This window comes from Hasllibacter sp. MH4015 (assembly GCF_020177575.1).
In the GTDB taxonomy this organism is placed as follows: Bacteria; Pseudomonadota; Alphaproteobacteria; order Rhodobacterales; family Rhodobacteraceae; genus Gymnodinialimonas.
The window spans coordinates 198,014-222,089 of sequence record NZ_JAHTBK010000001.1 but is presented as its reverse complement, the minus strand read 5'-3'; the positions used below and the strand labels follow the sequence as shown (position 1 = coordinate 222,089).

The window sequence follows — 24,076 nt, the reverse complement described above, 5'->3', positions numbered from 1 at the left end:
CAATTACCCTTCGATGGTCAGCGCACTGTCGACGAGTGCTGCTTGTTGGGATTTATGGGCAGAGGCCAGGCCCGTCGCGGGCGAGGCCGAGGCGTTACGCCCGGCATAGCGTGGCCGGGTCGTGTCGGCGCCGATACGGGTCAGGACCCATTCGAGGTTCGGCTCGATGAACGACCACGCGCCTTGGTTCTTCGGCTCTTCCTGGCACCAGACGATCTTGGCTTGCTTGAAGCGTTCCAGCTCCTTCACGAGGGCCAGCGCGGGGAACGGATAAAACTGCTCGATCCGCAGCAAATAAATGTCGTCGATCCCGCGCGCGTCGCGTTCTTCCAGCAGATCGTAATAGACCTTGCCGGAGCAGATCACGACCTGCTTGATCTTGTCATCAGCCACCAATTCCGTGTCCGAATTGCCCTTTTGCGCATCGTCCCACAGGCAGCGGTGGAAGCTGGACCCGGTGGTGAAATCCTCCGCCTCGCTGACGGCCATCTTGTGGCGCAGCAGGGACTTGGGCGTCATCAGGACCAACGGCTTGCGGAAATCGCGGTGGATCTGACGGCGCAGGATATGGAAGTAATTGGCCGGCGTCGTGCAATTGGCGACGATCCAGTTATCCTCCGCCGACATTTGCAAGAACCGTTCCAGGCGGGCGGAGGAATGTTCCGGCCCCTGCCCTTCGAAGCCATGGGGCAGCAACATGACAAGGCCGCTCATCCGCAGCCACTTGCGCTCACCGGACGAGATGAACTGGTCGAACATGATCTGCGCACCGTTGGCGAAATCACCGAACTGCGCCTCCCACAAGACCAGGGCATTGGGTTCGGCCAGGGAATAGCCGTATTCGAACCCGAGCACCGCGTATTCAGACAGCATCGAGTCGATGACCTCATAGTGGGCCTGACCCTTGCGGATGTGGTTGAGCGGGTAGTAGCGCTCCTCGTTGGTCTGGTCGATCAGGCCGGAATGACGTTGGGAGAAGGTGCCGCGCGTCGAATCCTGGCCGGAGAGCCGCACCGGATAACCTTCCGTCATCAGCGAACCGAAGGCGAGCGCCTCTCCCGTAGCCCAGTCGATGCCCTTGCCGTTTTTGAACATCTCCGCCTTGGCGTCGAGCAGGCGCCCGACCGTCTTGTGCAGGGCGAACCCCTCGGGCGCGGTGGTCAGGGCCTTGCCCACCTCCTCGAACGTCTCGGGCTTGATCGCGGTCTGGCCGCGCTGGTAATCATCCCCGTCATCGCGATCCAAGTGCGACCAGCGACCGTCAAGCCAGTCGGCCTTGTTGGGCTTGTAATCCTTGCCCGCCTCGAATTCGTCGTTGAGGTAGGATTGGAAGGACGCCTTCATGTCCTCGATCTCGCCCTCGGGGATCAGGCCGTCCGCGACCAGACGCTCGGTATAGAGCGCGAGGGTCGTTTTCTGGGTCTTGATCTTCTTATACATGATCGGGTTGGTGAACATGGGCTCATCGCCCTCGTTATGGCCGAACCTGCGATAGCAGAAGATGTCGATGACCACGTCCTTGTGGAACATCTGCCGGAACTCCGTGGCGACCTTCGCGGCGTGGACGACCGCCTCCGGGTCGTCACCGTTCACATGGAAAATCGGGGCCTCCACCATCAGGGCAATATCCGTGGGATAGGGGCTGGAGCGGCTGAAATGCGGCGCGGTCGTGAAGCCGATCTGGTTGTTGACGACGATGTGGATCGTGCCGCCGGTCTTGTGGCCGCGCAGACCGGACAGGCCGAACCCCTCGGCCACGACCCCTTGCCCGGCGAAGGCCGCATCACCGTGCAGCAGGATGCCCATGACCTTGGTACGATCGTCGTCGTTCTTCTGATCCTGCTTGGCGCGAACCTTGCCCAACACGACGGGGTTCACCGCCTCGAGGTGGGAAGGGTTGGCAGTAAGCGAAAGGTGGACGGTATTGCCGTCAAATTCCCGGTCGCTGGACGCACCGAGGTGGTATTTCACATCGCCCGAGCCATCCACGTCCTCCGGCTTGAAGGAGCCGCCTTGGAATTCGTTGAAGATCGCGCGGTAGGGTTTTTGCATCACGTTGGCCAGGACGCTCAACCGGCCCCGGTGCGGCATGCCGATGATGATCTCTTCCAGGCCCAGCTGGCCACCGCGCTTGATGATCTGCTCCATCGCGGGGATCAGGCTCTCGCCACCGTCCAGGCCGAAGCGTTTCGTGCCCATGTATTTGACGTGGAGGAATTTCTCGAACCCCTCCGCCTCGACCATCTTGTTGAGGATCGCCTTGCGCCCGTTCTTGGTGAAGGCAATCTCCTTGCCGTAGCCCTCGATCCGCTCCTTCAGCCAGGAGGCTTCGACCGGATTGGAGATGTGCATGTATTGCAGCGCGAACGTGCCGCAGTAGGTGCGGCGCACGATTTCCACGATCTGCCGCATGGAGGCCATTTCGAGCCCCAGCACATTGTCGATGAAGATCGGGCGGTCCATGTCCGCCTCTTCAAAGCCATAGGATGCCGGGTCCAGTTCCGGATGCGGGGTCTGGTCGCGCATCCCCAGCGGGTCGAGGTCCGCCACGAGATGGCCCCGGATACGGTAGGCGCGGATCAGCATCAGCGCCCGGATCGAATCCAGCACGGCGCGCTGCACCTGGTCGTCGGTCAGCTCGACGCCCTTTTCTTCCGCCTTGGCCTTGATCTTCTTACCGGCGGCCTTCCCCTCCTCCGGCACGGCGGGCCATTCGCCGGTCAGCGCGGCGGTCAGGTCGTCACCCGGCACGGGCGGCCAGTCGTTGCGCGCCCAGGACGGCCCCTCGGCCTCCTGCTCGGCGGCTTCGGCATCACCGAGAGCGTTGAAGAACTCCGCCCAAGCCGCGTCGACCGCCGACGGATCGCGGGCATATTGCGCGTAAAGCTGCTCCAGATATTCCGCATTGTGCCCCTGCATGAAGCTGGAGGCGTGGAACTGGTCGTTGGGGGATTGGTCAGTCATTCAGATCGCTCCTGAATTTTACCTGGAGAATGGGGGCCTGCGCCGCGCCGCCCGGACGTTGCGCGTGGGTGTCGCAACAGATGGGGGTGGGTTCGTCGAATGTCATCCCAACGGATCCTCCCCATGGGGGTTGGGTCCGACGGTGCCGCGGGTGGCCATCCAGATGATGATGAGCAGGCTCGGCAAGGTCTGGATGCCCGACAGGATCGTGGAGGTGCGGTTCAACTGCTCCGCATCGGCCAGAACGCGGTTCAGCTCGGACATGGTCGCATTGGGGTTGAAGGCCACCATCATCAGCTCCGCCGATTGCGGGCCGGTGACGTTGAATACGACCACGGACATGATCGTGACGAAGATGATTGTCACGATGAACCACCAGGCGGGCTTGTTCTGGTCCCGCATCCGTCGAACGCCACAGGCAAGGACCGGCAGGTAGTTCAGGAGATACCAGAACGTCGTGATCGGCATGACGTTGATGTAGAAATCGGTGATCGACTGGAAGTTTTCCGACAGGAACGCGGCGATCCGCCCTTCGCCGGCGGCGGGCCAGAAAATGATGAAATCGAGGACCATGGCCACGAGCGCGCCGAGAGAGACAAACAGCACGTACCACCAATAGGCGGAGCGCGGATCGCGGTCGCTGAAATTGGTGCAATGGACGATGTTGTGTCGAATGGATTCTGTGAATGTCATCTCAAATACTCTGCACTGGAATATCGGGGGGTAAAGCGGCCAGCGGGTCGTCCCCATACCGGTTCGGGCCAGCCGTGCCCTTGGTGGCCATCATGATCAGGATCACGATACCGGCTGCGAATTGCAGCAGCGACAGGATGGACACAATCCCCATGAACCGCGTGACCATCGCGAACGTCTCCGGGTCATCGAACGGAGAGCCGGAAGCGCCCGGGTTCTGGGCGGAGGCGAGGATATAGTCGGCGAAGATCGAGAAGAACTGGAACATGTAGACGAGCGCCACCACACTCGCGGCCAGAGCGACGAGGCACGCCAGAACGAACCCCGTTCCGGATTTGTCGCAATCGTGCCTGCGCCTGATGCCGCAGGAAAAAAGCGGCACCAGCGTCACGAGCATCCAGATCAACGAAACTGGCGCGAACAGGAAATAAATCCACGGGTTGCCCACGAACATCGCGAAGAATTCCTCTGGCTGCTCCAGCCGTGCCAGCACGGACTCCGCCCGGAACAGCCAGAAGATGCCGTCGATCATGTTGGCCACGATGGAGCCCAGGAACACGAACAGCACGAACCACCAGAAGGACGAGCGCGGGTCACGCCCGGCGAACCGGAACATGTTCCGGATATTGTGGGATATGGCCTCCCCGAACGTCATGCCACCGCGTCCTTGCCAGGGGGCGACGCGAATGGGCGATTGAACAGCGACGCCACGGCCACCATACCCGTGAGAACCGCAGCGATGTGAAGTGGGAGCCGTGCGCGCAAGCCTGTCAAACTAGCCGGACTCGTAAAGGCCCGGCGTGACATCGGCCCGCGCAGCCGCAAAGGGCGGCGCAGGTCCAACGGCACATTTGACACGTGAGTTTGCATCACATCCCCGACCGGCTCACCCGATGGCTTCCAGAACCGCCTCACCCAGCGTCGCGGGGCTGTCGGCCACCACGATACCGGCGGCGCGCATTGCCTCGATCTTGTCATCGGCACCGCCTTTGCCGCCCGCCACAATGGCACCGGCATGGCCCATGCGACGGCCCGGCGGTGCAGTGCGCCCCGCGATGAACCCGGCGACCGGCTTTTTCCGGCCCTTTTTGGCCTCGTCGATCAGGAATTGCGCGGCTTCCTCCTCGGCGGAGCCGCCAATCTCACCGATCATGATGATCGAATGCGTCTCGTCATCGGCCAGGAACCATTCCAGCACGTCGATATGTTCGGTTCCCTTGATCGGGTCGCCGCCGATGCCTACGCAGGTGGATTGCCCCAGACCCACATCGGAGGTCTGCTTGACCGCCTCATAGGTCAGGGTGCCGGAGCGCGAGACAACGCCCACCGATCCGCGCCGGTGGATATGGCCCGGCATGATGCCGATCTTGCAGGCGTCGGGCGTGATGATACCAGGGCAGTTCGGCCCGATCAGGATCGACTTGGAGCCCTCCAAAGCCCGCTTCACCTTCATCATGTCCAGCACAGGGATGCCTTCGGTGATGCAGCAGATCAGCTCCATCTCCGCATCAATCGCCTCCAGGATCGAATCCGCGGCGAAGGGCGGCGGCACGTAGATGACTGAGGCATTGGCCTCCGTCACGGCCTTGGCCTCATGCACGGAGTTGAAGACCGGCAGGTCCAGATGGGTCATCCCGCCTTTGCCCGGCGTCACGCCGCCCACCATCTTGGTGCCGTACTCGATCGCCTGCTCCGAATGGAACGTGCCCTGGGAGCCGGTGAAGCCTTGGCAGATCACCTTGGTGTTTTCGTCAACGAGTACGGCCATAGGGGCCTCCTTCGGTCATTGGGACAAGTGGGTTCGTCATGGGGCCACGCTCAGATCGGGGCCGCCATGGGCGTTGGAATAAACGGCGATCAGACCGGCCAATTCTTCTAGGGAGCCTTCGATCTGGTTGTGCCAGACGGTCAGACCCTTGGAGCCCAAAAGCGCTTGGTCGAGTTTTGCCGCGGTTTGCATCGCGCGCGACGGGGAAACACGGCTGTGGGCGGCGTCGGTCATCTGCACGACCAGCCCGGTCTGCCCCTTGACGTTCACCCAAGCCAGCCCGGTCAATTCGGACCACGCCACGGGGCCGCCGCCCTGCGCCTCGAACACCAGGCCGTCGGGCGACAGCGTCACCATCGGCTCACCCGCGTGGCGGCGCGTCTTGACGACGGCGTAGAGGCCAAAAACGCCCAGCGCGATGCAGAAAAGGGCGACAAGGATAATCCCGATTTCACCCTCTTCGGGCCCGATCAATAAGATCGTGATGCCCAATGCGGCGACAAACAGCGCGACCAGAACATAATACCATGGCAGGGCACGGCGGTTGAACGTCATGGCTTCATTCGGATTCACATCTCTCATGGCGCGATCGGCATCAGCCGCTCCACGAACATGAATGTCTCAACCCCGTTCGGGCCGGGGCGCGTGCCCACATGGACCACGGCGATGCGGCGCGGGTTCAATTGCCGTGCGCCCAGGAGTGCCGTGCCTTCGGTGGGTTGATACCGGTCGGGGATCGGCGCTTCTGTGTCGATCCCCTCCATCTCCAGCCCCGCGATGGCGGCGCTAGCGGCGAGTTCCGCATGATCGCCGTCAAAAGCCACTTCGCAACGGCGGTCCGTACCCGTCGTGGCGGGACGCCCCGTCACCGGCGACGGCTCCGCGTTGGAGAACGGGTCGAGATCGTAGAAATCCACCCGCGCGCCGGTGGAGGCAAGCACCTCTTCCGCGCGCTCGGCGGTCATGAACGGGCTGAAGCAATGGGCGGCAAACGCCTCCGCCGCGCGGGTCGGCAGGGCATCCTCGTCGGCTTGGACCGCGACGGACATGACCAACATGGCGGCGCACAGCCATGCTGCACGCTCTCCCCTTCGCCAGATCCGCCGGACGCTTCGCATCGTCAGCCCTGCGCCTCCACAACCGCTTTCACATCCTTGCGCTTCCAGATGCCCAGTGACTTGATCTGCCGCGCATCGGGCGCATTGGCGACATCGTCGGGCAATTCATCGACCGTCTCGTGGACCATCTCGATCGGCGCGGGGAAGTTGAACGGCGCCGCCATGGGCGAGAAGGGCTGGAAGTTCCCCGTGTCGCTCAGGTGATTGTTTTGATCGAAATGGTGCATCGTCATCATCAGATACGGGATCGGCCCCTCCGCGAAATTACGCAAGAAGCCCCACTTGAAGCGGTCCTTCAGGTGGAACAGGCAATCACGGCACATCATCATGTCGGCCTTGGGCAGCGGATCGCTGGTGATGTCGATATGCACGAAGCTGACCTTGTCGCTGGCATATTGCTCGGTCACGTCGGCGATGATCTCAGACGAGATGTCGCCGCCGATATAGGTCCGCTTGCCGAGATCGACCTCGCGCATCCAGTAGAAGTCGCCGCAGGGCGCGTCGAAGAACGTCTTCACCTTGTAGCGTTTCAGGACATCCGGCAGCGCCGCACGCACCCGCTCCGTGGCCTTGAGCGTTGATCCCGGCCCGGAACGTGTGCCCTTCGCGCTGGAAGGCCAAACCTTCGTCTCGAATACATCTTGCAGTTTCCGCCTCATGCCGCGGCCCTCTCGAACAGCACGTTGATATTGTCATCCAACGGCAGGCGGACCGGGTTCAGCACCTTCACCGTGAACCCGGTGCGTCGTGCCAAATCGGTGAGCGTGTCCAGCGTGAAATACTGCACGTGATCGGGATAGCGCAGGCCGACCCAGTTGGTCTTGAAGATCTTCCGCCCCAGCGCGTTGAAATTCGGCACCCGGACGTAAGCGCGCCCTCCGGGTTTCAGGACACGCGCGACATGCTCCAGAACCGGTCTGGGATGCTCCTCATGCTCCAGGTAGGAGCGCAGGATCACACCGTCGAACATCGCATCGGGGAATTCGCGGATCGCCTCCGCACCCGGGCCGTGGACGCAATAGCCGCCCTGCTCGGCCAGGTTGCGGTTCGCCGCCTCGGCCAGCTCCGCCGAAATCTCGATCCCGTACTGCGTGAAGCCGGGATATTGCACGCTTGCCTCGGCGCAGCCGACGTTCAGAAGGTTGCCGCCGCCGAACCATTCCGCGTACCGCACCGCATCGGGCTTGCGTCCGATCTTGTGGCGCCAGCGCGTCGCAAGGTCCGCCCGTTGCAGGATTGGGCGGGCTTCAAGTCGGGCCAGGTGCTCATCGGCAGAGGTCTTTTCCCACGCGAAATCCTCCACCAACGCCTCGTATCCCGGCGGGTTGAGGAGATAGACCAGGTCGCAATCCCTACATTTCACCATTCGCCATTCGTCACGGTGGAAAAGCGGCATCTCCGCGCGCGCCTCCGATCCGCAGCTCGGGCAGGGACGGGTCGTGTCGATCCGGAGGTCGGGGGCGTTCACCACTGCACCTCCACGCCACCGCGCAGCAGCACCTCGGCGGTTTGGGGAACCGGAACCAGTTCCACATCTCCGGTGCGGATGCCGACGATCGACGTCAGCGTTTCCCGGAAGGTCGCGATGTCCTCCTCCACGTCCGTGCCCGAAAACACGATGGAGCAGATGTCGCCCGCCGGGTTCATGGACATGTCGAAGACCGGATGGAAATACGTTCCCGTCTCAGGGTTCGGAACCATCCTATTTGCCAGAAGACGATCCTGCGCCTCGGTCAGGGATTGGCTGGTGAAGCAGACATTGACGAACAGGTGGGCAAGGATTGCCGGGTTCGCCTCCGCTGATCCGACGGACGGAGCCTGGGCCAGCGCGGTGCCGCCCATCGCCACGGCGCATAGCGCACCCCGGACCATATGCATGGCCCGGCGGCGTGCCGTATTGCGTTCGGGGAATTCGGCGGGGCGCATCGGCCTACCCTTTAACGGCCTTTACGATCTTCTCCGCCCCGTCTTTCAGGTCATCTGCGGCGATGACGTTCAGGCCGGAGGAGTTGATGATTTCCTTGCCCTTTTCGACATTCGTGCCTTCAAGCCGCACGACCAGCGGAACCTCAAGACCCACTTCCTTGACCGCGGCCACCACGCCCTCGGCGATGATATCGCAGCGCATGATACCGCCGAAGATGTTCACGAGGATGCCTTTGACCTGCGGATCGGAGGTGATGATCTTGAACGCCTCCGTCACCTTTTCCTTCGTGGCGCCGCCGCCCACATCAAGGAAGTTGGCAGGCTCCGCGCCGTAAAGCTTGATGATATCCATCGTTGCCATGGCGAGGCCCGCGCCGTTGACCATGCAGCCGATTTCCCCGTCGAGCGCGATGTAGTTGAGGTCGAACTTGGACGCGGCCAGTTCCTTGGGGTCCTCTTCCGTCTCATCGCGCAGCGCGGCGATGTCGGCGTGGCGATAGACGGCGTTTCCGTCGAACCCGACCTTCGCGTCCAGCACTTTCAGATCACCGCCATCGGTCACGATCAGCGGATTGATCTCCAGCATCTCCATGTCCTTCTCCACGAAGGCATCGAACAACTGGCCCATCAGCTTGACGCATTGCTTGACCTGCTGGCCCTCAAGGCCGAGCGAGAAGGCCACGCGCCGCCCGTGGTAGGGCTGATACCCCGTCGCCGGATCGACGCTGAACGACAGGATCTTTTCGGGCGTCTCCGCCGCCACTTCCTCGATATCCATGCCGCCCTCGGTAGAGCAGACGAAGGAAATGCGGCTGGTCTGTCGATCCACCAGAAGCGCCAGGTACATCTCCGTCTCAATGCCCGAGCCATCCTCGATATAGATACGGTTGACCTGCTTGCCGGCCGGACCCGTCTGGTGCGTCACCAACGTGCGGCCAAGCATCTTCTTGGCCTCTTCCGCCGCTTCCTCAACCGATTTCGCCAGGCGCACGCCGCCCGCGTCCCCGGCATCGGCTTCCTTGAACTTGCCCTTGCCGCGGCCCCCTGCGTGGATCTGCGCCTTCACGACCCAAAGCGGCCCGTCCATTTCGCCCGCGGCGGTCTTGGCGTCTTCCGCCTTCAGCACCACCCGTCCGTCGGAAACCGGTGCGCCATATTGCCGGAGGAGAGCTTTCGCCTGATACTCATGAATGTTCATGGAACTGGTCCGTTCTTTAGGTCACGTTCACTTGGACGTGACACAACCGCCGCTTGCATTGAAACGGCATTCTGCCGCAGGCACAGGGTTTTGGGCGAAAAACCGACATTTGTGATCACACTTTTCCAACGTGTGATCACAAAAATATCGCCCTCTGCCGCGCCGCCGCGACTCACCGCGCCGCATGTGATCTGACTTGCCCCGATCCGCGATCCGGCGCAGCGTGGTCGGCACGCGTCCCAACCCCGGAGCCATCGGACATGTCCAAGCCATTTCGATGGGGGATCGTCGCCACCGTGGCGGAGCCCCCGCAATTGGTCATGGCCTTTGTCGCCCACCACCTGAGCCTTGGCGCGGATGAAATCCACATCTACCTCGACAATCCCCGCGACCCGGTGGGGGAGCTTCTGGATTGGTTGCCGCCCGTCCACGTGACCCGCTGTGACCGGCATTATTGGCGCGCCGTCGCCCCGCGCCGCCCACGCCGCCACAACAACCGCCAGACCATCAACGCGACCCATGCGCAATCGGTCAGCAAGCTCGATTTCCTGCTCCATTGCGACGCGGATGAATACTTGCGTCCCGGATCGGATGTGCAGGCCGCCCTGGCCGATGTGCCGGAATGGGCGACGTGGACGAAGGTCTTCAACCTTGAACGCGCATTGGTCCGGGGTCAGCCGCAGCGCACGATCTTCGACGGGGTCTTCAAGGTCCATTACCAGGGCCGCGATGATACTCCGTTACGGACATCCGCCCTCGCCCCGTTCGGCTTCACGGGCCATGCCGCGGGCAAACCCTTTGTGCGCACGCGGATCGGGATGAATATCGGTATCCACGTGCCGCGGCATGGCCATATCAAGGACCGTGTCGTGCCGCCCCACTACCCCGCCGACCAGATCGAGCTGGTGCATTTTGACGGGATGACGCCCCTGCACTGGGCCGGGAAGTTCATCCGACAGGCCGCCAATACGCCCGAACGGTTGGAGCAATTGCCCCCCTTCCGCATCGCCCAATGGCGTGAAATCGCGGGCTGCCTTCACGATCCCGCGGCCCTTCGCGCGCTATTCGACCGGGTGAACGGGTATTCCGAGGCCGAGATCGCCGTTCTGGAAGACGACGGATATATTCAGCGCGATCAATTTGACCTCGGCCCAATTGTCGAGACCGCGTTTCCCGGCCGATCCGTCGACCTCGGCCCCGGAGCGTTCGACGCGGCCTTGCGGAAGAACATCGACGCGTGGGTGGATGTGGCGCGGCAGAACGGCGTGCTCTGACGACAAAGGGCCGGGCATTTCGGCCCGGCCCTGATCTGTGCGTCGTGCCGTGGGCTTAGCCCAGCGTGTCGTCGATGGCCTTGCAGGCTTCAACGAGGCCATTCACGGCATCCACGGAATTGTCGAACATCGCCTGTTCGTCCTTGGTCATCTTGATGTCGACGATCCGCTCGATCCCGCCCGCGCCGATCACGGTGGGCACACCGACATACATGCCCTTCAGGCCCAAGGCGCCATCGACATATGCCGCGCAAGGCAACAGGCGCTTTTGGTCTTTCAGGTAGGCTTCGGCCATCTCGATGGCGGACGTGGCGGGCGCATAGAAAGCCGATCCGGTCTTCAGTAGGCCTACGATCTCGGCCCCCCCATCGCGGGTACGTTGCACGATGGCATCCAGCTTCTCCTGCGTGGTCCAGCCCATCTCCACCAGATCGGGAAGCGGAATACCGGCCACGGTGGAATAGCGCGTCAGCGGCACCATCGTGTCGCCGTGTCCGCCCAGAACGAACGCGGTAACGTCTTTCATGGAGACATCGAATTCCTCGGCGAGGAAGTGGCGGAACCGCGCGCTGTCCAGAACGCCCGCCATGCCGCAAACCTTCTCGTGCGGCAGGCCACTGAACTCGCGCAAGGCCCAGACCATCGCGTCGAGCGGGTTGGTGATGCAAATCACGAATGCATCGGGCGCGTTGTCGCGGATGCCTTCGCCCACGGCCTTCATCACCTTCAGGTTGATGCCCAGCAGGTCGTCGCGGCTCATCCCCGGCTTGCGGGGAACGCCGGCGGTCACGATGCAGACATCGGCGCCGGCGATATCCGCGTAATCGTTGGTGCCTTTCAACTTGGCGTCGAACTTCTCCGACGGGCCGGATTCGGCGATATCAAGCGCCTTGCCCTGCGGAACGCCTTCCGCGATGTCGAAGAGGACAACGTCCCCCAGTTCTTTCAGGGCGGCAAGGTGGGCAAGCGTGCCCCCGATCTGTCCCGCGCCGATCAGCGCAATCTTGGGTCTGGCCATCTCTCAAGGTCCTCGGTCCGGTGTTACGGTCGGGCGGAGGGGTAGCGGCAGGCCGCGCGTGGTGCAAGCCTTCGCAAGCGCGGCGGATCGTATCAACCAAGGGTTGCGCGTTGGCGTGTCCTACAGGTCGTCCCCCGCCGGGACAGGGGCCACCGCCTCGAAATGCTGGCCCGCGGCCATGAGGCATGTGGTGCCGTCTGCGTTGGTCAGGATGATCGTCCAGCTTCCGGTTTCCTCGGACACGTAGATCTCCACGATGCGGTTATTCGGAGCAAGGCCCATGCCATGGCGTTGCTCGCCATAGCGGTCGGTTAGTTGCGCAAGCACGAGATCGCGTTGGGCGCACAGCATTCCGGATTGAGCCGACGCGGCCTGCGGCAGCGAAAGCAACGCGAACGCCGCGGCCATCAGGGCGGATTTGAACATCGTCATAAGGTCATGTCCCTTTTTCTGGGGCGCTGGCCACTCAAGCGATGTCATTCGGATCAGCGGAGGCGCCGGGGTTGCAAAACCTTCCTCCTTGCCGATGAGTGCCGTTCTGGCATCTGTCCCCACACTGGCATGGTCTGGTTAACCGCCCGTGAACGAGCCCAATTTTCCGGCGCAATTTTCTTGCGCGGCGCGCTGCGTTGCAGCAACGGACTTGCGCTTGCAGCGAAGTTGTGGTCCGACATAGGGGAAATTCGTCCTCAACGATCGGCTCCCCGGATGTCTGACACGATCTCTCCCTACCGTTCCGTCCTCTATGTTCCGGCATCCCGCACGCGGGCCATGGACAAGGCGCGCACGTTGCCGGTCGACGCGATCATCTTCGATCTGGAAGATGCGGTTGCGCCCAACGAGAAGGAGGACGCGCGCGCCACCCTTGTGGCGACGCTAGCCGAGGGGGGCTTCGGGGCGCGGCGGCAGATCGTGCGGATCAACGCGCTCGATACCGAATGGGGCGCCGATGACATCACCGCAATCGCGCCCGCCCGTCCGCAGGCGATCCTGGTGCCGAAGGTCAACTCAGCCGCTGACGTGGAACGCCTTGCCGCCATGCTCGACGCCCATGAGGCGCTGGCCGATACGCGCATCTGGGCCATGATGGAAACGCCACTTGGCATTCTGAACGCCGCCACCATCGCGACCGCCCCGCGCATGGTGGGCTTTGTGCTTGGTACCAACGATCTGGCCAAGGATCTGGGTGCGCGGACCCGTGACGCGATGATCCATGCGCTGCAACACAGCCTTCTGGCGGCCCGCGCCCATGGCCTCATCTGCGTCGACGGTGTCTACAACGCGTTTCGCGATGTGGACGGGCTGGCGGCGGAATGCATTCAGGGCCGCGATTTCGGGTTCGACGGCAAGACCCTGATCCATCCCGGCCAGATCGCCACGGCGAACGACATCTTCGCCCCGTCCCCCGACGAGTTGGAACTCGCCCAACGCCAGATTGCCGCCTTCGAGGAGGCGGAGGCGCGTGGCGAAGGCGTCGCGGTCGTGGACGGAAAGATCGTCGAGAACCTGCACATCGTCACCGCGCGCGCCACGCTGGCCAAGGCCCGCGCCATCGCCGAGCTGGAGGCCGCATGATGGGCTGGATTCTACTGATCGCGGGCCTTGCGCTTTGGTATGTCGCCCATGGATGGAAACGGCTGGCCCCATCCTCTCGCGCGCGGTTCGGCGATCCGGGCAAAGGCATCGTCGCGGGCCTGGTTGTCCTGTCCGTGGTCTTGATGGTTTTCGGCTACCGCGACGCGTTTGGCCCGGTCTGGTGGGGCCGCTCTGGCGCGCTGGTGGGGATCAACAACCTGCTGATGATCCTCGCGTTCTACATCTATGCCAGCGGTGCGACGCCACCGGGCCGCCCGCGCAACCGGGTTGGAACCAAGCTGCGCCATCCGCAATTGATCGGCTTCTCGCTTTGGGCCTTTGCGCATCTGATCCCCAACGGGGACCTCGCATCGTTCGTGCTGTTCGGCGGGCTGTTGATCTGGGCGCTGATGGAAATCGCGATCATCAACCGGGCGGAACCGGCCTGGACCCCGCCCGAATGGGGTGGACGTGCCTCGGAAATCCGCATCGCGGTGATCGCCCTTGTCGTTCTCCTCGTGGCCATGGGCATTCACCACTGGCTTGGCGTAACCCCCTGGGGATAGAGCATGAAAATCTACCGCTTGCTGACCGAGGATGACACTTCGGCCTTTTGCCATAAGGTGTCTGAGGCCTTGTCGAACGGCTGGGAGCTGCATGGCGATCCGACCATGACCTTCGACGCGGCGCGCGGGGTCGTTCGCTGCGGTCAGGCCGTCACCAAGGACATCGACGCGCCCTATGCGCCCGATATGAAACTGGGTCAGCAATGAGCAGCACAAAGACAAATCAGGGCTATTTCTTCGAGGATTACAGCGTCGGGCAGGTCATCGACCATGCAACGCCGCGCACGCTGCACGACGGGGATGTGGCGATGTACCAGTCGCTCTACGGCCCGCGTTTCGCCCTGCAAAGCTCGTGGGATTTCGCCGCCCGCGGCAGCGCCCTGCGCAATCCAATCATGGATGACCTGATCACCTTCCACACGGTCTTCGGCAAGACGGTCCCCGACATCTCGCTCAACGCCGTCGCCAATCTCGGCTATGCCGAGGGCCGGTTCCTGGAGCGTGTGGAATCCGGCGACACCATCCGGTCGACCTCTGAAATCATCGGCTTGAAAGAGAATTCCAACGGCAAGACCGGCATCGTCTGGGTCCGCACGCGCGGGTTCAAGAATTTCGACACGCCCGTCCTGGAGTATGTGCGCTGGGTCATGGTCCGCAAACGGGACGCATCCGCCCCCGCGCCGGAGCCAACCGTTCCAGACCTTGCCCAGTCTGTGCCCGCCGACGCCCTCCATATCCCCGAGACCCTGGATTGGTCCCGCTACGATTTCGCCGCTGCGGGAGAGGCGCACCGCTGGGGCGATTACGAAATTGGCGAAATCATCGACCACGTCGATGGCGTCACCCTGACCGACCCCGAACACATGATGGCCACCCGCCTGTGGCAGAACACGGCCAAGGTGCATTTCGACGTCACCGCCCGACCCGATGGCAAGCGTCTGATCTATGGGGGTCACATCATCTCCATGGCCCGCGCGCTCAGCTTCAACGGACTGGCCAACGCGCAGCTGATCGCGGCGATCAACGCGGGCGCCCACGCCAACCCCGCAATGGCGGGCGACACCGTCTATGCCTGGTCCGAAGTGCTTGATCGGGCGGAGACGACCGATCCCCATGTCGGTGCACTTCGACTGCGGCTTGTGGCCACGAAGGGCGCTGCGGGGCGACTGCGCGGCGCGGATGGAAAATATCTGTCCGACGTCTTGCTCGACCTCGACTACTGGGTCCTGATTCCGCGGTGATCGCCGGTTTTGGCCGCGCGCCCAGAACTGTGATCACACTCGCAAATCTTGTGATCACACTTGGCCATTCTGCGGCGTTAAGCCCCACAACAACCCGGTAAAATGCAACCGGAGCGCGTGACTACAGCGCAATTGTTGCTATTGATAAAGGCAACGACCGGCACCCAGCCAATCCTGACGGCACTTTTGATAGGGGGACTCCAGCCATGGCCGACGTCAACCGCGGCAACCGTCCGCTTTCGCCTCATCTGACGATCTACAAACCGCAGCTGAACTCCATCACCTCGATCCTTGTGCGCATCACCGGCAACGCGATGCTGGTTTCCGCCATCCTTGTGGTCTGGTGGATGATGGCCGCGGCCTCGGGACCGGATTACTTCGCGACGATCGACGGGCTGATCACGTCCTTCATCGGCGACCTGGTCATGACGCTCAGCGTTCTGGGCCTCTGGTACCACGCTCTTGGTGGTCTGCGGCACCTGATCTGGGACACCGGGCGCGGCCTTGATGTCGAAACGGCGGACCGTATGGGGTGGGGCATGATCATCGGATCGGTCGCCCTCACGTTCCTGACCATCATCGCGGTCTGAGGGGAGCAGGAACATGGCATTCATCACCGACCGCAAACGCGTCACCGGCCTGGGTTCTGCGCGCAATGGCACCGCCCAGCATTGGACGATGACCGTCACATCCGTGGCGCTTCTGATCCTCACACCCTTCTTCCTGGGTGTGATCGGCCCGCTTCTGGGGTCCGAGCACGGCGAAGTGATCGCGACACTCGGTCGCCCGATCCCCGCGCTGATCGTCGCGGCCTATCTTGTCGTGGGGATGCACCACATGCGCTACGGCGTTCAGGTGCTGATCGAGGATTACACAAGAGGCCTGACGCGCAAGATCGCGATCATCGCCACCACCATTCTTTGCTACGGCGTCGCAGCGGGCGGCTTGATCGCCCTGATGCAGATCGCCCTTTGAGAGGCAGTTGAGATGAAAGATACCGTTTCCCCGGCCTATGAGCTGACCCACCACACCTATGACGTCGTCGTCGTGGGTGCGGGAGGCTCTGGCCTGCGCGCGACGCTTGGCATGGCCGAACAGGGCCTGAAGACGGCCTGCATCTCCAAGGTGTTCCCGACCCGGTCACACACCGTGGCCGCACAAGGCGGCATCGCGGCGAGCCTCGGCAACATGGGGCCGGATCACTGGCACTGGCACATGTACGACACCGTGAAGGGCTCCGACTGGCTGGGGGACACCGACGCAATGGAGTACCTCGCGCGCGAAGCCCCCAAGGCGGTTTATGAGCTTGAGCATTACGGTGTCCCCTTCTCCCGCACCGAAGACGGCAAGATCTATCAGCGTCCGTTCGGTGGCCACACGACGGAATTCGGCGAAGGCCCCCCCGTGCAGCGCACCTGTGCTGCCGCCGACCGGACAGGTCACGCGATCCTGCACACGCTTTATGGCCAGTCGCTCAAGAACGATGCGGAGTTCTTCATCGAATACTTCGCCACCGACCTTCTCATGAATGACGAAGGACAATGTGTCGGCGTCGTCGCGTGGAAGCTGGATGATGGCACGATGCACGTTTTCCATTCCAAGATGTGTGTGCTGGCCACCGGCGGCTATGGCCGCGCCTATTTCTCGGCCACCTCCGCCCATACCTGCACCGGGGACGGCGGTGGGATGGTGGCCCGTGCGGGCCTGCCGCTGCAAGACATGGAGTTCGTGCAGTTCCACCCCACCGGCATCTACGGCGCAGGCTGCCTGATCACCGAAGGCGCGCGGGGCGAGGGCGGCTACCTGACCAATTCCGAGGGCGAGCGGTTCATGGAACGCTACGCGCCGACCTACAAGGACCTCGCCTCGCGCGATGTCGTCTCCCGCTGCATGACGATGGAGATCCGCGAAGGCCGCGGCGTGGGCGAGAACGGGGACCACATTCACCTCCACCTCAACCACCTGCCCAAGGAAACGCTGGACTTGCGCCTGCCCGGCATTTCCGAGAGCGCGCGCATCTTCGCCGGTGTGGACCTGACCAAGGAACCAATCCCGGTGCTGCCCACCGTGCATTACAATATGGGCGGCATCCCCACGAACTACCTGGGCGAGGTTCTGAACCCCACGGAGGATGACCCCAACCGCATCGTGCCGGGCCTGATGGCCGTGGGTGAAGCCGGCTGCGCCTCCGTCCACGGGGCCAACCGCCTCGGCTCCAACTCGCTCATCGACCTCGTGGTCTTCGGGCGCGCCGCAGCGATCAAGGCGGGCGAGATCGTGGACCCGAACGAGAAAAACCCCGACGTCCCGCAAAACCAGATCGACAAGGCCCTGGCGCGCTTTGACGACATCCGGCACGCCGATGGCGGCACGCCCACGGCGGAGCTGCGACTGGAGATGCAGAAAACGATGCAGGCCGACGCCGCCGTCTTCCGCACCGACAAGACACTGGCCGAAGGGTTGGAGAAGATGATCGGCGTTGCAGGCAAGATGGACGACGTGGCCGTCACCGACCGCTCCATGGTCTGGAACTCCGACCTGATGGAGACGCTGGAACTGGCAAACCTGATGCCCAACGCACTCGCGACGATCGCAGGGGCGGAGGCGCGCAAGGAAAGCCGCGGCGCCCACGCACACGAAGATCACCCCGACCGCGACGACGAAAACTGGCGCAAGCATTCTCTGGCCTATGTCGATGGTAACAAGGTGGATCTGGATTACCGCGCCGTGGGCCTCAGCCCGCTGATCGGTCACAATGAAGGCGGGATCGACATGGACAAGATCAAGCCGAAAGCGAGGGTTTACTGATGCGGATTGCAACATTGACGGGGCTTGCGGCCCTCATGGTCCTTGCGGGCTGCAACAGCTTCACGTCCCGTGACACTGTTCGCACGGGTTATGCCAACGGGGCCTACAACGCGGAGGCCCACATCACCCCCGGTTGCCAGGAGGGGTTCGGCGCCCTTCAGGCCGGCACGCGGATCTGCGTCGGCTACTAGGATGCGCAGCGCCCCGTCCCTCCCCGCGGCCCTTCTGGTCGCCGCACCGCTGCTCCTGTCGGGCTGCGTGGGGTTTCAGGATGTGGCCGACCAACTGGCGCGCGAACAGGCGCGGCAATACGTCGATGCAGAAGTTCAGCAACGCTTTCCCGGTGTCGATGCAACGCCGATCACCAATTGCGTGATCGACAACGCCTCCGCGCAGGAGATCATTACGATCGCGGGCGGCATCGCGCTTGGCAATACGGAGGCTGCATCCGGCACGGTGTCCGAGGTTCTGCAACGCCCCGCGACCCTGCAATGTACGGCGGGCAATTATTTCGACGGCTTGCTCAGGGGGTTCGGATGATGCGCCTAACGCTCATGGTTGCACCCCTGCTGATACTCGCCGCCTGCGGACCGGGACAGATCCCCACCCGCGCCACGGCGGAGCGCCTTTGCGTGGACGAGGCACGGCAGGCCGACGGCATTTCCGGCCGGGTCGGCATCAGTGGCGGGTCCGCCGGGCCGTCCGCAGGGGCCGGCGTGCGCATTACGTCTGACATTTTCAATCCCCGCGACGAGCAGGAGGCTTTCGCCACCTGTGTCGAACGCAGGCTCAGCGGCCAACCCAATCCCAGCGGCGGCGGCTTGACCGTCGGCATCAATCTGGGTGGCCGCACATGACAAGATCCCCGGCCCCGTGCCGCACAGGAACGACTTCAGGAGAACGACACGATGGTTGAGCTCACCCTGCCCAAGAATTCACGCATCCGCGTGGGCAAGACATGGCCGAAGCCCGAAGGCGCCACCAACCTGCGCAAGTTCCAGATCTATCGCTGGAACCCCGATGACGGTGAAAACCCGCGCGTGGACACCTATTGGGTGGACCTCGACACCTGCGGTCCGATGATCCTGGACGCACTCATCAAGATCAAGAACGAGATCGACCCGACGCTGACCTTCCGCCGGTCTTGCCGCGAAGGCATCTGCGGGTCCTGCGCGATGAATATCGGTGGCGTGAAGAGCAAGGGCATCAACACGCTCGCCTGCATCTACGGCATGGATGAAATCGACGGCGACATCGCCATCTATCCCCTGCCCCACATGCCGGTCGTGAAGGACCTGATCCCCGACCTGACGCATTTCTACGCCCAGCATGCCTCCATCATGCCATGGCTGGAGACGAAGACGCGCCGCCCCGAAAAGGAATGGCGCCAATCCATCGAGGATCGCAAAAAACTCGACGGTCTCTATGAATGCGTGATGTGCGCGTCGTGTTCGACCTCGTGCCCCTCCTATTGGTGGAACGGCGACCGCTACCTCGGGCCCGCCGCGCTGCTCCATGCCTATCGCTGGATCATCGACAGCCGGGACGAGGCGACGGGGGAGCGGCTGGACGATCTTGAAGACCCGTTCAAGCTCTACCGCTGCCACACGATCATGAATTGCACCAAGACCTGCCCCAAGGGGCTGAACCCGGCAGAGGCGATCGCGCAGATCAAGAAGATGATGGTCGAACGGCAGCTCTGACGCGGTCACATCCGCGGCTGCCGGGGCCCATGTGCCTGCGCGTCCGTGGCACGTCACCGCGTTGTTCCACTTCGGGCATCGGGGCGTGCTTTGCGATCCGTGGGGAGTCCGTCTCCATCGCCGCGGGGGCGACGGTGTCGCATCGGCCATGGCGCAGATTTGAGCGTGGGCGATGCTTGCCACCCCGCCGCGCCGCCCCATATCGCCGTTCAGGAACCTTGCGTGCATCCGGTGCGTTCGGTTTCTGTAGTGATAGGGTGCAAGATCCATGCCCGATGAAGACGGATTCAGCGGCTGGTCCCGCGACATGCGGCGCACCCAGGCCAGCGCGCGCTTCGCGATCCTGCGGCTCAGCCCCGCGAAACTCCTGCTTCTGGGCTATGGCAGCTACATCATCATCGGATGGATTCTGCTGAGCTTTCCGTTCGCGCAGGCGATCGACATCTCGGCGATAGATAACCTGTTCATCGCGACCTCCGCCGTGTCCACGACCGGCCTCGTGACCGTCGATCCGGGCAGCAGCTACACGTTTTTCGGGCAATTGGTGATCCTGTTGCTGATCCAGATCGGCGGTCTTGGATACATGACCCTTGGCTCCTTTCTCGTCCTGTCGGTCTCCAATGAGCTTGGCCGATTGCGCAAGAAGGCGACACAGCGGGCGTTCAACCTGCCGGATTCGATCAAGCCCGGCCAATTCGTGAAATCGGTCGTGCTCTTCACCCTGATCTGCGAGACGGTCGGGGCCGTGGCGCTCTACCCGATGTTCGTGTCCGCCGGTGTCGAAAACCCGGTCTGGAGTGCAATCTTTCACTCCATCTCGGCCTTCTGCACGGCGGGGTTCAGCCTAAATTCCACGAGTTTCGAGGCCTTCAGCGGCGATGTGGGCGTGAACCTCGTCATCTCCGCCCTCAGCATTCTCGGCGCGATGGGCTTTCTCATCGTACTCGACGTCTCCCGCACCCTGACCGGCAAGGCCAGCCATCTGGGCTTCACCACCAAGATCATCGTGCGCATGACACTGCTGTTCCTTCTGATCGGAACGGCGCTGTTTTTCGTGATCGAGCCCAGCGTGCAACCGCTTGATCCGACCGACCGCCTTCTCGCCTCCTTCTTCCAGGTCATGACGGCGTCGACGACGGTGGGGTTCAACACGCTGCCAATATCGGGCCTGTCCGCGTCGATCCTGCTTTTGCTTTTTTTCCTGATGATTATCGGCGCGTCGCCCGCGGGCACCGGCGGCGGGTTGAAAACCACGTCTTTCGCGGCGCTCGTCGGTCTTGTCCGCTCCACCTTGAAGGGCCGGGACCGCATCCGGTTCTTCAAGCGCCAGATCCCGCTTGGCCAATTGCAGAACGCCACCGCGTCCTTCGCCTATTACTTCTGCCTCGCCGCGATGGCGGCCTTCTTGCTGTTTCTCACCGAACCGGACGCCGCGTTCGAAGTTGTGCTGTTCGAGGTCTTCTCGGCCATGGGCACCGTCGGGCTCAGCATGGGCCTCACCGGAGAGTTGAGCGAATTGGGCAAGCTTCTCGTCATCATCTTGATGACAGCCGGTCGCATCGGCATCCTGACCTTCGGCATCGCTCTTGCCTCGCAAGACGAAAGCCGACTGGAGGAAGAGGATAACGAGCTGGTGCTTTGACGCGTCCCGCAGGCGGATCATCCAAGCACGACCAACTCCTCGAACCGGGTCATGTCGGCAAACCGGCAAAACGCGGGCGCGCCCAGCGGGATCACCGCCGTCGCCGCCGCAAGTTCCGCGCCGATCCGGGCCAATTCCTCCCGCCACAGGGGGACATGATCGTCCGGCAACCACGCAAGGGGATAGGCGAAGGTCATATGAAATTCGTACCGGTCATGGACCGCCTGACGGTAACCGAACGTCTCGGCCAGCGCATCGCGCCACGCCCGCAGGACAGCCGCATCTCCCGCCGCCGCGCCGCGCAGTGCCAGCCCGGTGGGTCGCAGGGCCGCCACGCTGACCGCAAAGGCCCCCGGTCCCGCGAAGCCGCCCAACCGCTCGCACATCGCGTCCGTCACTGCGTCCACCGGCGCGTCAGCGGGCATCCAGTCCGGCCACGCATCTGGCACCCGGCGATTGTCCAGTACCCCCTCGAAAACGGTCATGTGCAGGCTGTCCTCCGGCGTGAAGAGCAGTCGATCCGCGCCCGGCAACGCCTGCATTGCCGCGCGGGCCGCCAGCACCGCCTTGCCGCCCGGCGCGTCCCGGTCCAGATGGCAAACCACCGTGTTTCCGGGATCGGGCAGGAACCCGGTCGCGTCATAACGTTGGCCCAACCGCATCGGCGGCGCGTTGTGGGCGCTTTGCGCAAAATCGTCCACCTGCATCGCGATCTCCATCTGCTCGAACGGGGCGACAATGGCATGGCACGGTAACACTGCCCTGACGTGACGGTGCGTATCGACAGCCCTGCCACGCCTGACCTAGCATGGATCATGGATTACGACACGATCATCATCGGTGCCGGCCTCTCTGGCCTTGTCGCCGCCTACCATGCCGCCGAACGGGGCCGGAAGGTCGCGCTTCTCGATATGGAAGGTCCGCAATCGCTCGGTGGCCAAGCGTGGTGGAGCCTTGGCGGCCTTTTCATGGTCGACACGCCCGAGCAGCGCCGCCTCGGCCTGCGCGACAGTCGCGACCTTGCCGCCTCCGACTGGTTCGGCTCCGCCCAGTTCGACCGACCCGAAGACGTCATGCCCCGCGCCTGGGCGGAAGCCTATCTCGACTTCGCCGCCGGCCCGATGCGCGCCTACCTCCATGATCTCGGGATGCGCTGGTTCCCGGTTGTCGGATGGGCTGAACGCGGCGGAGCCCACGCCGATGCCCACGGCAATTCCATCCCCCGCTTCCACATCACCTGGGGCACCGGCACCGGCGTCGTGCGCCCCTATGCCGACCGCGTCCGCACGCATCCCAACATCACGCTCCATTTCCGCCACCGCGTCACCTCGCTCCTCATCGAAGGCGGCGTGGTCAAAGGCGTCGAAGGCGACACCCTTGCCGACGACGCGGCCAATCGCGGCCAATCCACCAACCGCACCGTCACCGGCCAATTCTCCCTGCGATCCGAAACCACCGCCGTAACCACGGGCGGCATCGGCGGCAAACACGACCTGGTCCGCGAACATTGGCCCACCGACCGCCTCGGCCCGCCGCCGATCCACATGATCTCCGGCGTGCCCGATTACGTCGACGGCCAGATGGCCGCCCGGGCCAAGGCGCAAGGCGCAGCGGCCATCAACGAAGACCGCATGTGGCATTACACCGAAGGGCTCAGGAACCACGATCCGATCTGGCCAAACCACGGCATCCGTATCCTGCCCGGCCCGTCGTCGATGTGGTTCGACGCAACCGGCACGCGGCTGGAGGCCCCCTGCTTCCCCGGCCATGACACGACCTCCACCCTCAAACGCATCCTGCAAACCGGCCACGACCACAGCTGGTTCATCCTGACCCAAAGCATCATCGAGAAGGAATTCGCGCTTTCGGGCTCCGAACAGAACCCCGATCTCACCTCCGCCAGATGGCGCGCCGTCCTGCGCGAACGTCTGGGCAAAGGCGCGACCCAGGCCGTCGAAGCGTTCAAGGAAAAGGGCGAGGATTTCGTGGTCGCGAATGACCTCGATACCCTCCTCGCGGGCATGAACCGCATCACGCCCCAAGCCCCGCTCGATCCCACGCATATCCGCGCCCAGATCGAGGCGCGCGATGCGCAGCTCACCAACAAGGTCTCCAAGGACGCACAGATCAACGCCATCCGCGCGACCCGCAAATATATCGGCGACAAGTTGATCCGCGCGGCCAAGCCCCACCGCATCCTTGACCCCGCCCACGGCCCCCTCATCGCCGTGCGCCTCAATATCATCACCCGCAAATCACTCGGTGGCCTGCATACTGATCTGGCCGGCCAATGCCTCCGCCCCGACGGCACCGCTTTCAACGGCCTCTACGCGGCAGGCGAAGTCGCGGGCTTTGGCGGCGGCGGCTACCACGGCCACAACGCGCTCGAAGGCACGTTTCTGGGCGGCTGCATCTTCTCGGGCAAAACGCTTGGCGAAACGCTCTGACCGCGCGCCTTCACCCTGGCCGCAAAACTCCGAAGGTTCGCAAGCCCGACCGCCATGCCGACCATAGAATCGTCATGAAGACCTGCCAATCCCCGACCAATGGGACCCTTTGCCAATATCGACGCACTTCTTGAT

The 24,076-nt window shown here is 63.2% G+C and carries 27 protein-coding genes; 14 read left to right on the top strand and 13 right to left on the bottom strand.

Annotated features, from left to right (window positions below; translation table 11 throughout):
- Window positions 1-3: 3 nt before the first annotated feature.
- The 10 genes from KUW62_RS01275 to sucC all read right to left on the bottom strand — a co-directional run bounded on the left by KUW62_RS01275 (window position 4) and on the right by sucC (window position 9,667).
- Window positions 4-2,964, bottom strand: coding sequence for a 2-oxoglutarate dehydrogenase E1 component (locus tag KUW62_RS01275; protein WP_224813704.1), 2,961 nt, complete (start codon window positions 2,962-2,964; stop codon window positions 4-6).
- 102 nt (window positions 2,965-3,066) lie between these two features.
- Window positions 3,067-3,657 carry a DUF805 domain-containing protein gene (locus KUW62_RS01270; RefSeq protein WP_224813703.1) on the bottom strand — a complete coding sequence of 197 codons (591 nt, stop codon included), beginning with the start codon at window positions 3,655-3,657 and terminating at the stop codon, window positions 3,067-3,069.
- Window position 3,658: 1 nt separating this feature from the next.
- Complete coding sequence (locus tag KUW62_RS01265; protein ID WP_224813702.1) at window positions 3,659-4,312, bottom strand: DUF805 domain-containing protein; 654 nt, start codon at window positions 4,310-4,312, stop codon at window positions 3,659-3,661.
- 231 nt (window positions 4,313-4,543) lie between these two features.
- Window positions 4,544-5,425, bottom strand: a complete 882-nt coding sequence (gene sucD, locus KUW62_RS01260) for a succinate--CoA ligase subunit alpha (protein WP_224813701.1) — start codon at window positions 5,423-5,425, stop codon at window positions 4,544-4,546.
- A 36-nt stretch (window positions 5,426-5,461) separates the two neighbouring features.
- Entirely contained in the window at window positions 5,462-6,007 is a 546-nt protein-coding gene (locus KUW62_RS01255) for an STM3941 family protein (protein WP_224813700.1), read from the bottom strand.
- A complete protein-coding gene (locus KUW62_RS01250) occupies window positions 6,004-6,483 on the bottom strand; it encodes a succinyl-CoA synthetase subunit beta (RefSeq protein ID WP_224813699.1) in 480 nt (159 codons plus the stop codon). Before KUW62_RS01250 ends, KUW62_RS01255 begins: the two co-directional genes overlap by 4 nt.
- 62 nt (window positions 6,484-6,545) lie before the next feature.
- On the bottom strand, window positions 6,546-7,202 hold the full coding sequence (locus KUW62_RS01245; RefSeq protein ID WP_224813698.1) for a class I SAM-dependent methyltransferase: 657 nt from the start codon (window positions 7,200-7,202) through the stop codon (window positions 6,546-6,548).
- Window positions 7,199-8,011 (bottom strand): class I SAM-dependent methyltransferase, encoded by an 813-nt coding sequence (locus tag KUW62_RS01240; protein WP_224813697.1) that lies wholly within the window; start codon window positions 8,009-8,011, stop codon window positions 7,199-7,201. The genes KUW62_RS01245 and KUW62_RS01240 overlap by 4 nt, the downstream gene beginning before the upstream one ends.
- Complete coding sequence (locus KUW62_RS01235) at window positions 8,008-8,469, bottom strand: hypothetical protein (RefSeq protein WP_224813696.1); 462 nt, start codon at window positions 8,467-8,469, stop codon at window positions 8,008-8,010. Before KUW62_RS01235 ends, KUW62_RS01240 begins: the two co-directional genes overlap by 4 nt.
- Window positions 8,470-8,473: 4 nt before the next feature.
- Window positions 8,474-9,667: an ADP-forming succinate--CoA ligase subunit beta gene (sucC, locus tag KUW62_RS01230; protein WP_224813695.1), complete on the bottom strand. Its 1,194-nt coding sequence runs from the start codon at window positions 9,665-9,667 to the stop codon at window positions 8,474-8,476.
- A 260-nt stretch (window positions 9,668-9,927) separates the two neighbouring features.
- Here sucC and KUW62_RS01225 point away from each other — a divergent pair, with 260 nt between their 5' ends.
- A complete protein-coding gene (locus KUW62_RS01225; protein WP_224813694.1) occupies window positions 9,928-10,941 on the top strand; it encodes a glycosyltransferase family 2 protein in 1,014 nt (337 codons plus the stop codon).
- Window positions 10,942-10,996: 55 nt separating this feature from the next.
- Here the strand turns inward: KUW62_RS01225 and mdh are convergent, their stop codons facing one another.
- Entirely contained in the window at window positions 10,997-11,959 is a 963-nt protein-coding gene (gene mdh, locus KUW62_RS01220; RefSeq protein ID WP_224813693.1) for a malate dehydrogenase, read from the bottom strand.
- A gap of 120 nt (window positions 11,960-12,079) precedes the next feature.
- The gene (locus KUW62_RS01215; protein ID WP_224813692.1) at window positions 12,080-12,391 is read right to left on the bottom strand and encodes a hypothetical protein; all 312 of its coding nucleotides are present in this window, start codon (window positions 12,389-12,391) and stop codon (window positions 12,080-12,082) included.
- A gap of 276 nt (window positions 12,392-12,667) precedes the next feature.
- Here KUW62_RS01215 and KUW62_RS01210 point away from each other — a divergent pair, with 276 nt between their 5' ends.
- The 12 genes from KUW62_RS01210 to KUW62_RS01155 all read left to right on the top strand — a co-directional run bounded on the left by KUW62_RS01210 (window position 12,668) and on the right by KUW62_RS01155 (window position 21,494).
- Complete coding sequence (locus tag KUW62_RS01210) at window positions 12,668-13,534, top strand: CoA ester lyase (RefSeq protein WP_224813691.1); 867 nt, start codon at window positions 12,668-12,670, stop codon at window positions 13,532-13,534.
- A complete protein-coding gene (locus KUW62_RS01205; protein ID WP_224813690.1) occupies window positions 13,531-14,100 on the top strand; it encodes an NnrU family protein in 570 nt (189 codons plus the stop codon). Before KUW62_RS01210 ends, KUW62_RS01205 begins: the two co-directional genes overlap by 4 nt.
- A gap of 3 nt (window positions 14,101-14,103) precedes the next feature.
- Entirely contained in the window at window positions 14,104-14,307 is a 204-nt protein-coding gene (locus KUW62_RS01200; RefSeq protein WP_224813689.1) for a DUF1737 domain-containing protein, read from the top strand.
- Window positions 14,304-15,341 carry a MaoC family dehydratase gene (locus KUW62_RS01195; RefSeq protein WP_224813688.1) on the top strand — a complete coding sequence of 346 codons (1,038 nt, stop codon included), beginning with the start codon at window positions 14,304-14,306 and terminating at the stop codon, window positions 15,339-15,341. The genes KUW62_RS01200 and KUW62_RS01195 overlap by 4 nt, the downstream gene beginning before the upstream one ends.
- Before the next feature lie 206 nt (window positions 15,342-15,547).
- Window positions 15,548-15,931 carry a succinate dehydrogenase, cytochrome b556 subunit gene (gene sdhC / locus KUW62_RS01190; RefSeq protein WP_224813687.1) on the top strand — a complete coding sequence of 128 codons (384 nt, stop codon included), beginning with the start codon at window positions 15,548-15,550 and terminating at the stop codon, window positions 15,929-15,931.
- A gap of 13 nt (window positions 15,932-15,944) precedes the next feature.
- Complete coding sequence (gene sdhD / locus KUW62_RS01185; protein WP_224813686.1) at window positions 15,945-16,316, top strand: succinate dehydrogenase, hydrophobic membrane anchor protein; 372 nt, start codon at window positions 15,945-15,947, stop codon at window positions 16,314-16,316.
- Window positions 16,317-16,328: 12 nt separating this feature from the next.
- The gene (sdhA, locus tag KUW62_RS01180) at window positions 16,329-18,149 is read left to right on the top strand and encodes a succinate dehydrogenase flavoprotein subunit (RefSeq protein ID WP_224813685.1); all 1,821 of its coding nucleotides are present in this window, start codon (window positions 16,329-16,331) and stop codon (window positions 18,147-18,149) included.
- Window positions 18,149-18,340: a hypothetical protein gene (locus tag KUW62_RS01175; protein WP_224813684.1), complete on the top strand. Its 192-nt coding sequence runs from the start codon at window positions 18,149-18,151 to the stop codon at window positions 18,338-18,340. The genes sdhA and KUW62_RS01175 overlap by 1 nt, the downstream gene beginning before the upstream one ends.
- A gap of 1 nt (window position 18,341) precedes the next feature.
- Window positions 18,342-18,689 (top strand): succinate dehydrogenase, encoded by a 348-nt coding sequence (locus KUW62_RS01170; RefSeq protein ID WP_224813683.1) that lies wholly within the window; start codon window positions 18,342-18,344, stop codon window positions 18,687-18,689.
- A gap of 14 nt (window positions 18,690-18,703) precedes the next feature.
- Window positions 18,704-19,006 carry a hypothetical protein gene (locus KUW62_RS01165; RefSeq protein WP_224813682.1) on the top strand — a complete coding sequence of 101 codons (303 nt, stop codon included), beginning with the start codon at window positions 18,704-18,706 and terminating at the stop codon, window positions 19,004-19,006.
- A gap of 51 nt (window positions 19,007-19,057) precedes the next feature.
- A complete protein-coding gene (locus KUW62_RS01160; RefSeq protein WP_224813681.1) occupies window positions 19,058-19,852 on the top strand; it encodes a succinate dehydrogenase iron-sulfur subunit in 795 nt (264 codons plus the stop codon).
- Window positions 19,853-20,120: 268 nt separating this feature from the next.
- Window positions 20,121-21,494 (top strand): TrkH family potassium uptake protein, encoded by a 1,374-nt coding sequence (locus tag KUW62_RS01155; RefSeq protein ID WP_224813680.1) that lies wholly within the window; start codon window positions 20,121-20,123, stop codon window positions 21,492-21,494.
- A gap of 17 nt (window positions 21,495-21,511) precedes the next feature.
- Here the strand turns inward: KUW62_RS01155 and KUW62_RS01150 are convergent, their stop codons facing one another.
- Complete coding sequence (locus KUW62_RS01150) at window positions 21,512-22,213, bottom strand: DUF1868 domain-containing protein (RefSeq protein ID WP_224813679.1); 702 nt, start codon at window positions 22,211-22,213, stop codon at window positions 21,512-21,514.
- 96 nt (window positions 22,214-22,309) lie between these two features.
- On the opposite strand from KUW62_RS01150, the gene KUW62_RS01145 reads away from it, so the two are divergent.
- Complete coding sequence (locus KUW62_RS01145; protein WP_224817014.1) at window positions 22,310-23,941, top strand: FAD-binding dehydrogenase; 1,632 nt, start codon at window positions 22,310-22,312, stop codon at window positions 23,939-23,941.
- Window positions 23,942-24,076 lie beyond the last annotated feature (135 nt).

Bases quoted from the DNA above. Each gene is read 5' to 3' on its own strand.
- KUW62_RS01250 (WP_224813699.1), bottom strand. From the start codon at position 6,483: ATGTTGGTCATGTCCGTCGCGGTCCAAGCCGACGAGGATGCCCTGCCG.
- mdh (WP_224813693.1), bottom strand. From the start codon at position 11,959: ATGGCCAGACCCAAGATTGCGCTGATCGGCGCGGGACAGATCGGGGGC.
- KUW62_RS01275 (WP_224813704.1), bottom strand. From the start codon at position 2,964: ATGACTGACCAATCCCCCAACGACCAGTTCCACGCCTCCAGCTTCATG.
- KUW62_RS01210 (WP_224813691.1), top strand. From the start codon at position 12,668: ATGTCTGACACGATCTCTCCCTACCGTTCCGTCCTCTATGTTCCGGCA.
- KUW62_RS01270 (WP_224813703.1), bottom strand. From the start codon at position 3,657: ATGACATTCACAGAATCCATTCGACACAACATCGTCCATTGCACCAAT.
- KUW62_RS01170 (WP_224813683.1), top strand. From the start codon at position 18,342: ATGCGCAGCGCCCCGTCCCTCCCCGCGGCCCTTCTGGTCGCCGCACCG.
- KUW62_RS01195 (WP_224813688.1), top strand. From the start codon at position 14,304: ATGAGCAGCACAAAGACAAATCAGGGCTATTTCTTCGAGGATTACAGC.
- KUW62_RS01155 (WP_224813680.1), top strand. From the start codon at position 20,121: ATGCCCGATGAAGACGGATTCAGCGGCTGGTCCCGCGACATGCGGCGC.
- sucD (WP_224813701.1), bottom strand. From the start codon at position 5,425: ATGGCCGTACTCGTTGACGAAAACACCAAGGTGATCTGCCAAGGCTTC.
- sucC (WP_224813695.1), bottom strand. From the start codon at position 9,667: ATGAACATTCATGAGTATCAGGCGAAAGCTCTCCTCCGGCAATATGGC.
- KUW62_RS01175 (WP_224813684.1), top strand. From the start codon at position 18,149: ATGCGGATTGCAACATTGACGGGGCTTGCGGCCCTCATGGTCCTTGCG.
- KUW62_RS01150 (WP_224813679.1), bottom strand. From the start codon at position 22,213: ATGGAGATCGCGATGCAGGTGGACGATTTTGCGCAAAGCGCCCACAAC.
- KUW62_RS01200 (WP_224813689.1), top strand. From the start codon at position 14,104: ATGAAAATCTACCGCTTGCTGACCGAGGATGACACTTCGGCCTTTTGC.
- KUW62_RS01160 (WP_224813681.1), top strand. From the start codon at position 19,058: ATGGTTGAGCTCACCCTGCCCAAGAATTCACGCATCCGCGTGGGCAAG.
- KUW62_RS01205 (WP_224813690.1), top strand. From the start codon at position 13,531: ATGATGGGCTGGATTCTACTGATCGCGGGCCTTGCGCTTTGGTATGTC.
- sdhC (WP_224813687.1), top strand. From the start codon at position 15,548: ATGGCCGACGTCAACCGCGGCAACCGTCCGCTTTCGCCTCATCTGACG.
- KUW62_RS01245 (WP_224813698.1), bottom strand. From the start codon at position 7,202: ATGAGGCGGAAACTGCAAGATGTATTCGAGACGAAGGTTTGGCCTTCC.
- sdhA (WP_224813685.1), top strand. From the start codon at position 16,329: ATGAAAGATACCGTTTCCCCGGCCTATGAGCTGACCCACCACACCTAT.
- KUW62_RS01225 (WP_224813694.1), top strand. From the start codon at position 9,928: ATGTCCAAGCCATTTCGATGGGGGATCGTCGCCACCGTGGCGGAGCCC.
- KUW62_RS01255 (WP_224813700.1), bottom strand. From the start codon at position 6,007: ATGAGAGATGTGAATCCGAATGAAGCCATGACGTTCAACCGCCGTGCC.
- KUW62_RS01215 (WP_224813692.1), bottom strand. From the start codon at position 12,391: ATGACGATGTTCAAATCCGCCCTGATGGCCGCGGCGTTCGCGTTGCTT.
- sdhD (WP_224813686.1), top strand. From the start codon at position 15,945: ATGGCATTCATCACCGACCGCAAACGCGTCACCGGCCTGGGTTCTGCG.
- KUW62_RS01265 (WP_224813702.1), bottom strand. From the start codon at position 4,312: ATGACGTTCGGGGAGGCCATATCCCACAATATCCGGAACATGTTCCGG.
- KUW62_RS01165 (WP_224813682.1), top strand. From the start codon at position 18,704: ATGGTTGCACCCCTGCTGATACTCGCCGCCTGCGGACCGGGACAGATC.
- KUW62_RS01145 (WP_224817014.1), top strand. From the start codon at position 22,310: ATGGATTACGACACGATCATCATCGGTGCCGGCCTCTCTGGCCTTGTC.
- KUW62_RS01235 (WP_224813696.1), bottom strand. From the start codon at position 8,469: ATGCGCCCCGCCGAATTCCCCGAACGCAATACGGCACGCCGCCGGGCC.